Genomic DNA, 12,243 nt, shown 5'->3' with positions numbered 1-12,243 from the left:
TTGGCTTACCCTGACTTTCTCATTTTAGCCGATTGCTTTTTATCGAACCGGTTCTTTGCAATAAGATGGGCTTCCTCAATAAACCGGATCGTTTGAGGCAACAGGTCTTCTCCGGGATTCAGGATGCAGATGTAGTGCTGCGCGGCATAATCCGGATGAGGCATGAAGCGGTTTAATGCCGTATAATCCCACCCGGATTCAGTACCTGAAAACAGTTTGTTGTAAGCATCTTTTGAGATACCAATATTTACCCGGAAAATACCGTTGCGATCCAGGTTGGACTTGTTATCATGCTCATTATCGGATGCGGCAATGGTTACAAACGGGAGCACCTGGTCCGTTTCATAAAAGAAGAATTTGTATCCAAAGCTATCAAGTTTGGTAACGTTGGGAAGTTGTTCCGTTATATATTGTTCGATGGCTTGTAATGACATAACAGGTGTTTTGTGTTCGTTGCAAATTTCGTCCTGTTCCAGTACATTTACAAGTAGTTACCATTCTGGCAGGTAGTAACATAAAGTAAAGTAACAGGTATAGTATGGCTTTGAAAGATGAAAAAAAGATAAATAAATCTGAAACATGTCCCTTCCAGGAAGCGATGGACCTGATTTCGGGCAAGTGGACGATGTCCATCATCAATAACCTGATGGCGGGGAAAATGCGGTTTAAGGAGCTCGAAAGAAGTGTGACAGGCATCAATACAAGAATGCTGGTAAAAGAATTAAAGCAACTTGAAAACAGGAAGATCATTAACCGGAAAGCCTTTGCAACAATGCCGCCAACAGTGGAATATTCACTGACCGAAAAAGGTACTTCACTGAAGCCGGTGTTGATGGAAATACAAATATGGGCAATGAAAAATGTGGTTTAACCAGCCCCAGGGAAGCCATATTTGGTGCCTGATTAAAATTTGTCAATGCAACAGCAATAATTATCTTGCATCTTCGTAATTAACCGGCGACTTATACCATGAAGCACAAGTTTATGCACCTCCCTATCCGGATACCTGTTTTTTGTATGCATGTGATAATGCTGGCCGCCTGTAATGGTGGCAGCAAAGAATCCCAAAGCAAGCAACCTGTTGTTAGTGCCGTCAGAATAGATTCCCCGGCGCATAAAAAAGTTGACATTCCGGCGTTGCCTACAGAAGCATATGTTTCCGGTATCATCAACAGGAAACAAGCCATCGAAAAACAATTGCCAGGTATCAATGCGGCCACAGCTGCCCGGCTTTACAGTTCCCTGGCGAATTATATGGATACAGCACTGGCTGGTATTACCGCCAATGAGCAGGCATGGCTGAATGAGTATGTAAACTACTACGATGAAACAAAAGGGATGATCGTACTGCCTGCGCAGGTACAACAACGCATTCATTTACTGGCCACCGCGGGTATTGAACCCTGGGAAATAGGCGAGGGGTATACCGATCTTCGCACGGTTCCTGCATTCTATACAAGTTTATTCAAAGCTTCCCTGCCCGCTGATTACAATGCTTTCCTGCAACTGCGGGCAGATGAAGATACCGTATTATACAGCGCCGATGCGGGATTGCTGATTCCTTTCAGCATGATAGGAAAGCGCGCACTCAACTGGGAAAAGTTCCTGGACGCTTATCCAAACAGCATCTTTGTGGAAACCGCCCGGGAACAATATAACGGCTATTGTGAGGATTACCTGTTTGGCACAGACAATACGCCTTCGTTTGAAAATATAAGTAATCTCCGTTCACTGATCCCGGAAAATAAAGAGGAATATCTCTCCTTTGTACAGCAATACGGGAATACCAGAACTGCTGGTATTGTACAACTGTTCCTGGACAAAGTAACCACTGTAAAAACATATGAGCTATTGCGGCAGCAGGTGCGTGCAGCAATAGCTCAGTATTAAAATCAGCTTACATCTTCACTATCTTTTTTACCAGTTGTTTACCTGGTGCTTTTAACACCAGTAAATACATCCCCGGTTGTATATCACTCATCTGGATATCGAACTGCTGACGGCCATCCAGTTTTTCCATTTTCACCACTTTGCCGGCGGTATCATGTAATTCCGCTCTCAGCCAACGTTCGGCGGTATTTACATAAATGAATGCACTTGCCGGATTGGGATAGATGCTCACGCCATCCGTTTTCTGCTCCATCGCTGGCATCATTTTCCGCAGGGTGCTGCCTGTACTGCAAACGAGTACCGGCCGCCGGGTGCTGTCGCTGCTCTCGCGGGAAGTAAAGGTGGCATCGGTGGTGGCGCCTGCCAGTCCGGATACCAGTTTTAAAGTAAGCATGCCATCGGCAGATTGCTGGGAGAGCGCAATATCTGTTACATCCCATTCGGCATAATTGCCGGCAGTGCGTCCCATGATCGTATCCACAGCGCTGGTCGCGGCAGGCATGTTGTTGTAGGTGATGCCTGATTCGGTCCAGCTGTCGTTGCTTACATATCGCACAATCCACGGTACAGTGGTGACGCTGGTGTTTGCATAGCTCACATACATCCGCAGTTTTACCTGGCTGGTACCCGCGGGTAATGCACCCACATTGAAGCGGAGAAATATTTCCCGTGTATAGCTTGTGGTGGTCTCCTGCTTCAGCACAAGCGACTCGGTGCCATAGTTTACACTACCGTAAGCAGAACCTCCTCTTACATAGGCATCCGCAATAGCCGTGATAACGGATGCACCATAAACAGGCGTTTGACTGTTCACATGATACGTGGCAGAGGAGCCTGCATAAGGCCCTGAAGGCAGGGTAGCAATCAGCTCCCGTGTTTGTGGAATCCCCGGCAGGTTCAACTGGATATTAACAGGCGAAGCGGATTGCGCCGGATCAGCAACGGACAACGTGACGTCGGGAGTGCCTGCATTGCGCAGCATCAGCGCACATGGACGGTCAACGGTAACCGTGAGTGAATCCTTATGGAAGGTACCGGCCTGGTAAAATACCATCTGCCAGATATTTAATCCCCTGTGATATACTACCTGCATGTTCGCCGTATTCTGCTCAATACGTACGGCCGTGGTATCATAAGTGCTCATATTTTGACCCGGCAATACATAATATGCATAAGTGCCGTTGGCCGGCGCAGTGCCGTGGTTGAACCACAGCTGGAACACGTTCATGTTCTGTACAGTGGTGCTGCCACCGTTATTAATGCTTCTCCAGGTACCGGATTGTGATTGCATGCTCAGTTGCAACTGGCCACCGGAAGGGAAGTAATAGCTAATGCCATTATGCGTGATCCATTTCAGGGTATTGTTGTAGCTGTAAGTGCCATTGGCAATAGTGCTCACGGAGCCGTTTACATTGGCAGATACTGCGCCGTTCAGCAGGCATTGGTTCACGGTGGTATTGATGGGCTGTGTGGCCGTGGAGCTGATACCGGCGCCCAAACAAATAACCTCGTTGTCGAAAAAGAACCAGGCTTTACGTGCCTGCGTATTGTAATCGGAGAATTGAAGCGCGGAAACACCATACAGCGAGTCCGACACGCCACCTGCGAATGCGGTAGTGCCAAAGTTCACGCCCCAGGCTGTACGCAGCGGAATAGTGGTAATGTACGGCACGGTGGTACCAGGTATCCTGCTCCAGTCCCACACCGCCGGAATATTATAATACTCGTTGCCGCTGGCGGCGATGTGCGTGGACCCGTCCGACAGGTAATAACCCTTCAGGTTTTCTCCATTACCGTTTTCCTGTTTGGCGGTGCGGGTGGAGGTCATATGTACCCCAAAAAGGTAGCCGGTACGATGATGTACGGTATAGTCCGAACGCCAGAAGTGGGTATGCAGGGAGGGCAGGAGGTATCCCGGCGACTGGCTGCCGTTCAGCCGCGCGATGTTCTCATTGTATTCAGTCGCATGAGCGGTGTCCAGCACTTTGAGCTTTTCCAGGTGGTTGGTAACGCCAATGGCTAATTGATTTTCCCGGCTGATGCTGCGGCCGTTGGTGCCGTAGTCGATATAACGGGTCCGCATAGCTTTGAGGAAACCGTTCCGCACAAAATTACTGAACACCGATAAGCGGGAGCCTGACAGCGCATAAGGTGTGCCACGCAGATAATAGGCAACATTGGTTTCGCCGCTCACGAACACGGAACCATAACCAAAGAAATACAATTGCGGACCATGCTGGTGATATGACAGATCATGCTGGATGCCCTCATTGGCGGTGAGTACGAGGGAGTAAAATGCCTGGTCCACGCTGTACTGCATCAGGGAGTCGTTGGCAGTGAGGCAGGACCGGTATATAAAGTGTATAGCCTCATCCAGCTTGTTGGCGCCGGCCTGACCGGAAGGATTGCCGCGGCTCATTTGCGTAAGCAGGGCATTGCGGAGACTGCCCAGGCTTTGCTGCGCGGTGTCTAAAAGGATCAGGATTTCGCCGATGCGCTGCGGATTGGAGATATGGTTATGGTACCAGTTCCAGCTTTGCGGATCGGTAGTGTTCCAGTAAGTAAGGCTGTTTACAATGGCTGTGAAAAGTGTGGTGCTTTTGTAATACGAACTGGCTGATTTCGTATAGGCCAGCGCGAAGGTTTTTACCCGGTTGATGTGTACGTCCGCCGTATAGGTGGTGGCGCTGTAGGCATAGTTGACGTCCGGCCAGGAGCCATTGCTTTGCAACGTGGCCAATGTGCTGGTTACGTTATTGTCCAGCGTGGAAGTACTGCCGGATTGCGAGAGCAGTTCGGCACGGATACGGTCCATAATAGTGGTGTACGCCGTTTGGCCCCATGCATGGGACATATTACACAGGAAGCCCAGGATAAGCAGCATGCTGATTTTCATAACAGTGGATTTGTAACAAATCTAATGATCCCTGCCTGTTAGGTGGGGTGATTATTCCGAGTAAATGGGGGGAATTTTCACAAATCAGGGGCTTCCGCAAACTCGGAAGGCGTTTTACCGAACTGTTTCTTGAATTCGCGGCTAAAATATTTCCGGTCGTTGTACCCCACCATGTATGCTACCTGGTATACGGTATGCTCACGGGTGCGTATCAGGGAGGCCGCTTTTTTCAACCGCAGCGATTTTACGAAGTCGTTCACCGACATATTGGTGACGGCCTTCAGTTTTTTGTACAGCACGGGCTGGCTCATGGCTACCTTCCGGGCCAGCATATCCACGCCGAAGTCGGGGTTGTCCATATGCTCTTCCACCAATGCGATCACTTTTTCGAGGAAAGCGTTATCCAGGCTGCTGGGCAACGCATCCGGTACTTCCGTTTCTGTTTGCAGCTGGCGGCTGTAGCGTTCGCGCATTTTTTCGCGGGAAGCAACCAGGTTGCGGACGTTGAGCGCCAGCACACGGGTACTGAAAGGTTTGGTAAGATAGAGATCTGCCCCGGTTTCAAGACCGCTTACATGATCGGCCTGGGAACTTTTGGCAGTGAGCAGCACTACAGGAATATGACTGGTGCGCTCATCTGTTTTAAGCGCCTGGCAAAGCTGCAGGCCATCCATTTCGGGCATCATCACATCGCTGATCACAATGTCGGGGATTTGTGCGGTGGCTGTTGCCAATCCGTCTGCCCCGTTCACACTTTCCAGTACCAGGTATTGATCCCGGAAAGTTTGACTGATAAGGGCGCGTAGTTCCGGGTTGTCTTCCACTATAAGAATGGTGAAGGGTTGCGGTGCAGCTGTGATAATAGTATCCGGGGTTGCCGGCGCCAGCGTCGCTTTTACCGGCGCCGTGGGCATGGCAGGCGCCCGGCCTACGGTGTGTTGGGTACCTTCAAAATGTTTGGCGCCGGTAGGCAGGGCAACCGTAAAACAGGTACGGCCTTCCTTTTCCGCAGTAGAAGGTTCGCTTTCCACGGTCAGCGTTCCTTTATGTTGTTCCACAATGTTTTTGGATAATGCCAGCCCGATGCCGTAACCGGTGTTCTGCAAGCCATGATCCTGTACCTGGAAAAAATTGGTGAATAGCTTGTCGAGGTATTCGGGTGCAATACCGCGGCCATTATCAGTGATAGTGACCACCGTGTTTTGCCGCGAATGAGTAATGTGCAACTGGATGCGTCCCCCATCCGGTGTGAATTTAAAAGCATTGCTGAGCAGGTTGAAGAACACTTTCTCCAGCTGCTCCCGGTCGAAATAAACCCAGGCGTGCTCCATATCATGACCGAATACCATGCTGATGTTCCGGTCGAGCGAAAGCTCGCGGAAGCTGGTGTATATATGATCAAGAAAAGGAATCAGGTCCTGTTCCTGTACATGCAGTTTGAGGTGATTGGTTTCCGCTTTGCGGAAATCCATCAGTTCATTCACGAGCTTCAGCAACCGGTCGGCATTGTTCCGTAACTGCAGCAGGGTGGATTGCAGCGGATCGTCTTTCTTCAGCATATCCATCATCTTTTCTACCGGCACCAGCAGAAACGTAAGGTGGGTACGGATTTCATGGGAAACATGTGTAAAGAAGTTCAGCTTCACCTGGTGCAGTTCTTCTTCTTTGCGCAGCAAGGCCCACAGGAAAAAGAATCGGGTCACGAAGAAGAACAGCAGGATAAGCCCCAATGCGTAAATGCCATATGCCCACCAGGTTCGCCAGAATGGCGGCAGGATGGTGATCTCCATCTTTGCGGGCGCGCTCCAGATGCCGTCGTTGTTGGCGCCTTTTACCCAAAATGTATAATGACCGGAAGAGAGATTGGTATAGGTTACCGCCGGATTATTGGTTTCAATCCAGTCGCGGTCCGCACCTTCAAGCCGGTATGCATAACGGTTTTTGCTGCTTTTTACATAGTTGAGCAGCGCAAATTCGAGCGTAAATACTTCCTGGTCGTGATGAAAACGCAGCGCCTTCGTAAAGCTGATATCCTGTTTCAGCAGTCCGTTGTCCTGGCCGATAACTACCGGTTTGTTAAACAGCCGCAAACCGGTAAACCGGATGACGGATGGATGGGAATTGGTAATGATCTGATCCGGGAAAAAACTGGTGATGCCATTATAGCCGCCGAAGAGAAATTCGCCGCGGCTGTCCCGCAAAAAGGAGTTGTAATTAAATACGTTTCCCGCCAGGCCATCGCTTACAGTATAGGTCTGGAAAGAGTTGCGGCCGGGATCAAAACGTGCCAGGCCGTTATAGGTACTAATCCATAAATTATGCTGATCATCTTCCAGTAACCCAATCACGTTATCGTTCGGCAAACCATCTTTTTCTGTATAACGCGTTTGCTTCTTCAGCTCCGGATCATATCTAACCAGGCCCCCGAAATACATGCTCACCCAGATGTTGTGCTTTGAATCTTCCTGTATGGAGTTCACATAACCCGGCTGGATAAGCCGCATGGTGTCTGCCTCAAACACATACAGGTTGCTGATAGAACCGATCAGGATCCGGTGACGGGAATCTTCCAGGATATACCGGATCGACTGGCGGGCGGCAATACCCGTTAAAATAGAATCGGCCCGTTTCTCCAGCTCGTGGCCATTCCGGTGGAGCAGGTGGAGCGCGTTGTTGGTGCCCACCCAGAACCGGTTCCGGCTGTCTTCCAGTATGGCTGTTACTTCCCTGGAAAAGGTGCCGGGATCTTTGGTATCGTAGAAGAAGCGTTTAAACCCACCCTGCCGCAGGAGGTTTAGTCCGCCGCCATGCGTGGCCGTCCAGATGTTGTGGTCTTTATCTTCATACACTACTTTCACCAGGTTGGACCCAAGGCTGGCAGGATTATTTGCATCATGTTTATAGCTGGTAAAACGTTGGGTAGCGCGATTATAATAATTCAGTCCGCCGCCTTCTGTACCGATCCAGTAATTGTGCTGCGCATCTTCAAGGATGCTGCTGATCACATTGTTGCTGATCCCATTGAGCGGGGGATGCTGCTGCCAGGCGGTAAAGGCCGTGCCATAGGGATGCACCATGTTCACGCCACCGAAGTAGGTACCCATCCAGATTACACCGTTATTATCCTGGTAGATGCTATGAACAGAATTCTGGCTAAGACTGGTGCTGTTGCCGGGCTCCTGCTGATAGTGCCGGCTGGTCATCGTCACCGGGTCAATGATGCTGAGTCCTTCCTGGGTGCCCACCCACATGTTGCCGGCTTTATCGCGAAGTACCCGTCTTACTATATTATTAATGATCGCTGGTTGCGCCAGTAACGAAAAACGGCCGGTAGCAGGATCATATATATTAATACCACCGGTTTGTGTAGCCACCCATAACCTGCCCAGTTTATCCTCAGTGATGGCGGTGATAAAGTTCATCGCCAGACTGGCCGGTTGTCCGTCTTCATGGCGGAATGTTTCAAAATCATTGCCGCTCATTTTGGTGAGGCCGTTGCTGGTGCCAATCCAGATATTGCCTTTCTTGTCTTCATACACACAACGCACTACATAACCGGCAATTTTCCCGGGTATGAGAAACTCCTGCCGGTTACCGTCCTGGAGATAAAGCCCGTTGTTGGCGCCGATCCAGCGGCGGCCTTTACTATCTTCATAAATACAATTAATGTTTGTTGGCCGCCCGGGATCCAGTTGGATGCGTTGAAAACGGTCCTGCTCAGGATCATATTTAGCCAGCCCTGCGGAGGTGCCTATCCAGAGTACATTTTTCCGGTCGCGGTACAGGCTCATGATCTGGTTACCGGGAAGGGAGGTGCTATCGCCTGCCTGCTGGCGATAAATTTTGAATCGATGTCCGTCGTACCGGTTGAGGCCATAGTGTGTACCATACCAGATGAATCCCTGGGCATCTTCTCCAACAGACAATACCGCGTTGTGCGATAATCCATCTTCTACGGTGAGGTGATTGAACGTAACGTTTTGCCCGCTGCTTTTTATAAAAGCAGCGAGGAGCAGCAGGCATAAGAACGGGAAGCACCTCGAAATCATGCTCTAATATAAGAATTGTATCGGGGCAAATGGGTGTTTTTTATAAATATCATTCTTTTATTATTCTGATAATCAGCAGGTTGAAGGGGGATTTATAAAATTCACCCCAATCATTTATGATTATCCCCCTGTGATTTGAACTGGTTACCACATATTTGTGTATCAACCGTTATTTCCGCTCAATTCCACAATTATTATGAAAAAGACATGCCAATCAACCAGCAGGGGGAGAGAGTGCAGCTTCGCCTTCAATTATTTTTTTACGGGAGTCATGTGGATCTTACTTTTTCCGCTTTTCCTTTTTGCTCAACAAAAGAAAACAGTGTCCGGCACTGTAAAGGCCAAAGATGGTACACCGTTGCCAGGTGTGACAGTAATGGTAAAAAATGAAAAGACCGGCGCGCATACAGATGGCAATGGACGTTTTACTATTCCCGTAAATCCTGGTGCTACTTTAGTGTTCTCCTTTGTCGGTTTCGGAAAAATAGAGCAGCCGGTAGATAACAGGACAGAGTATAATGTGCAGATGAGTGAGCAGGCCGGCACACTCAACGATGTGGTAGTAGTGGGATATGCTACCCAGCAACGGAAAGACCTGACCGGGGCAGTGGGTAGTGTGAACATGAAAGATTTTGCGAAGGCGCCGGTAAAGTCGTTCGACGAAGCGCTGGCCGGCAGGGTAGCAGGGGTCGCGGTAGCGAGCAATGATGGTCAGCCGGGTTCTATCTCCAATATCGTTATCCGCGGTGCAGGGTCTATCACACAGGATAATTCCCCGCTCTACGTTATCGACGGTTTCCCTACCGAAAGTTCCAACGCCAATGCGATCAGCCCCGGTGATATTGAGTCGATCGACGTATTGAAAGACGCATCTGCCACCGCCATTTACGGCGCTCGCGGATCTAACGGCGTTATTCTTATTACCACCAAAAAAGGTAAAACCGGCGCGCCGCAGGTAACTTATAACGGGTACTATGGCTGGCAGCAGGTGCCGAACAAAATCCCGTTAATGAATGCCTACGAGTTTGTACAATATGTGGGCGATGTGAACCCATCTATCTATGATTCCGTATACCTGGCCGGCGGCGCTAAACTGGAAGATTACCGCAACAAGGAATCCATAGATATGCAGGATTTTGTGTACCGCGTAGGTCAGAACCAGAACCACGACATTGCCGTGCGGGGAGGAAATGATAAAACCAGGTATTCGCTTTCCGGTAATTTCAATAACCAGAAAGGGATCATTATTAATGGCGGTTTTAAAAGATACCAGGGCCGGTTTTCACTGGATCAAACAGTGAACAGCAAGCTGAAAGTGGGTATTAATGCCAATTACGCTTACAATGAAACCTACGGGATACCGGTTTCCGCCACCAATTTTTATGCGTCTGCCACTACGTTGTATTCTGTGTGGGGCTTCCGGCCAACGACCAGTATCGCCGGCCGCGACAGCAGTGTGAACCTCGTGGATGAATTTTATGATCCGGGCAATGAGCTGGCAAATAACCAGGACTATCGCGTGAACCCGTTGCAAAATATCCAGAACCAGTATACCATGAACAAGGTGAACAACCTGTTCGCTAATGCGTATGCGGAATACGCCATCACCAATGGTCTCACACTTCGTATAGCCGGTGGTATCAACACGGTAAATACCGAGATCAATATTTTCAACAACTCCAAAACGCAATCCGGCAGTAAATGGAACGCCAACGGCGTGAATGGCAGCGTGGAAACCAAACCCACTTCACTCTGGCGTTCGGAAAACTCGCTGACCTACCGCAAAAGCTGGAATAAGTTACACAACCTCACCGTGCTCGGCGTACTGGAAGCGCAGGGATATAAAAATTCGCAACGCAGGTTTTCGGCAAATCAAATTCCCAATGAAGACCTTGGACTGGACGGAATCGATCTGGCCGCGCCGGCCAATACTTCACTGCTTTCACTTAGCTCCGGTTGGACAATGGCCTCCGGCGCACTGCGCGTGAACTACGATTACAATTCAAAATATCTTTTCTCTGCGTCTGTCCGTGCCGACGGCTCCTCTAAATTCGCAGCCGGCAACAAATGGGGATACTTTCCTTCCGCTTCTGCTGCATGGCGCTTCAGCAGCGAAGAGTTTATGAAAAATGTAAGTTTCATTTCTGATGCGAAGATCAGGCTGGGCTATGGCGCATCCGGGAACAACCGGGTGGGCGACTTTGCTTACCTGTCCCAGTTACAACTCACCAGCAATCAATACTGGTATTCCGTGGGAAATGGACCGCTGAGTATTGGCTCGGTGATGATTTCTTCCGGTAACGCGGACCTGCGCTGGGAAACCAACGAACAAACCAATATCGGCCTGGATATGGCCTTCCTGAAAAACAGGCTCACACTCACCGTAGATGCCTATCTGCGTACTACAAAGGATCTGCTGCTGAATGCCGCATTGCCTTATGCACATGGTATAGAGAGCGCGCAGGGATTTAAAAATGTGGGTCAGTTACAGAACAAAGGCCTGGAGATCACAGTGGCAGGTGTAATTGCGGATACCAGGGAGTTCAGCTGGAACAGCAGTTTTAACATCAGCTTTAATAATAATAAAATACAATCACTGGCAGAAGGACAGCAATCTATTCTCTCTGGTTCCGGAACTTTTTTCAATACTACTTATTCGGGTCTGTTCCCTTATATCTCTGTAATCGGAAGGCCGCTGGGTGAGATGTACGGCCTTGTATTCGATGGAGTATACCAGTATTCCGATTTCGATGTAATGCCAAATAATACGTATCTGCTGAAGCCGGATGTACCCACCAATGGCGCGGCGCGCAACGCTATCCGTCCGGGCGATATTAAGTATAAAGACCTGAACGGCGATCTCCAGGTGAACAACCAGGACTACACCATTATTGGCAGTGGTTTACCAAAACATACCGGTGGTTTCAGCAATGATTTCCGTTACCGTAATTTTGATCTGAACGTATTATTGCAGTGGTCTTATGGCAATGATATTATCAATGCCAACCGGTACGTATTTGAAGGCGGTATTGTAAATAATCCGAACCTGAACCAGTTTGCCAGTTATGCCAAACGCTGGACGCCCACCAACCCCAGCAACAGCATGTTCCGCGCAGGCGGTATGGGCAATGCAGCTTATTCTTCCCGCGTGATTGAAGACGGCTCATACCTGAAACTGAGAACGGTTTCCCTGGGGTACAATGTGCCGGGCGCATTGCTGAAACGTGCGAAGATAAAGAATGTGCGTATCTACGGTGCTGCCCAAAACATTTATACATGGACGAAGTACTCCGGTATGGATCCCGAGGTGAACGGCAGGCCTGGTAACCTTACCCCCGGCTTCGATTACGCCGTTTACCCGCACTCATTGTCTTATGTGACCGGTTTAAATGTAACCTTCTAAAATGA

6 protein-coding genes are annotated in these 12,243 nt (G+C 49.3%); 3 read left to right on the top strand and 3 right to left on the bottom strand.

The genetic code is table 11. From position 1 onward, the window contains the following. Positions 1-5: 5 nt before the first annotated feature. Positions 6-434, bottom strand: a complete 429-nt coding sequence (locus ACLHR0_RS11355) for a DUF6194 family protein (RefSeq protein WP_436486623.1) — start codon at positions 432-434, stop codon at positions 6-8. A gap of 104 nt (positions 435-538) precedes the next feature. On the opposite strand from ACLHR0_RS11355, the gene ACLHR0_RS11350 reads away from it, so the two are divergent. After that, positions 539-871, top strand: a complete 333-nt coding sequence (locus ACLHR0_RS11350) for a winged helix-turn-helix transcriptional regulator (RefSeq protein WP_436486621.1) — start codon at positions 539-541, stop codon at positions 869-871. A 98-nt stretch (positions 872-969) separates the two neighbouring features. Then, positions 970-1,890, top strand: a complete 921-nt coding sequence (locus ACLHR0_RS11345; RefSeq protein ID WP_436486620.1) for a hypothetical protein — start codon at positions 970-972, stop codon at positions 1,888-1,890. Between the two features lie 7 nt (positions 1,891-1,897). Here ACLHR0_RS11345 and ACLHR0_RS11340 read toward each other — a convergent pair whose 3' ends face one another. Continuing rightward, positions 1,898-4,786: a polysaccharide lyase family 8 super-sandwich domain-containing protein gene (locus tag ACLHR0_RS11340; protein ID WP_436486618.1), complete on the bottom strand. Its 2,889-nt coding sequence runs from the start codon at positions 4,784-4,786 to the stop codon at positions 1,898-1,900. Positions 4,787-4,863: 77 nt separating this feature from the next. Next, positions 4,864-8,835 carry a two-component regulator propeller domain-containing protein gene (locus tag ACLHR0_RS11335; protein WP_436486616.1) on the bottom strand — a complete coding sequence of 1,324 codons (3,972 nt, stop codon included), beginning with the start codon at positions 8,833-8,835 and terminating at the stop codon, positions 4,864-4,866. A gap of 196 nt (positions 8,836-9,031) precedes the next feature. Here ACLHR0_RS11335 and ACLHR0_RS11330 point away from each other — a divergent pair, with 196 nt between their 5' ends. After that, the gene (locus ACLHR0_RS11330; RefSeq protein ID WP_436486615.1) at positions 9,032-12,238 is read left to right on the top strand and encodes a SusC/RagA family TonB-linked outer membrane protein; all 3,207 of its coding nucleotides are present in this window, start codon (positions 9,032-9,034) and stop codon (positions 12,236-12,238) included. The last annotated feature ends 5 nt before the right edge of the window (positions 12,239-12,243 follow it).

The organism is Chitinophaga sp. ARDCPP14 (assembly GCF_051362515.1).
Taxonomy (GTDB): domain Bacteria; phylum Bacteroidota; class Bacteroidia; order Chitinophagales; family Chitinophagaceae; genus Chitinophaga.
The sequence above is the reverse complement of the archived record's forward strand: the minus strand, read 5'-3'. Positions and strand labels throughout refer to the sequence as shown.

Coding starts and splice junctions, on each gene's coding strand:
- ACLHR0_RS11345 (WP_436486620.1), top strand. CDS start 970: ATGAAGCACAAGTTTATGCACCTCCCTATCCGGATACCTGTTTTTTGT.
- ACLHR0_RS11330 (WP_436486615.1), top strand. CDS start 9,032: ATGAAAAAGACATGCCAATCAACCAGCAGGGGGAGAGAGTGCAGCTTC.
- ACLHR0_RS11340 (WP_436486618.1), bottom strand. CDS start 4,786: ATGAAAATCAGCATGCTGCTTATCCTGGGCTTCCTGTGTAATATGTCC.
- ACLHR0_RS11350 (WP_436486621.1), top strand. CDS start 539: ATGGCTTTGAAAGATGAAAAAAAGATAAATAAATCTGAAACATGTCCC.
- ACLHR0_RS11355 (WP_436486623.1), bottom strand. CDS start 434: ATGTCATTACAAGCCATCGAACAATATATAACGGAACAACTTCCCAAC.
- ACLHR0_RS11335 (WP_436486616.1), bottom strand. CDS start 8,835: ATGATTTCGAGGTGCTTCCCGTTCTTATGCCTGCTGCTCCTCGCTGCT.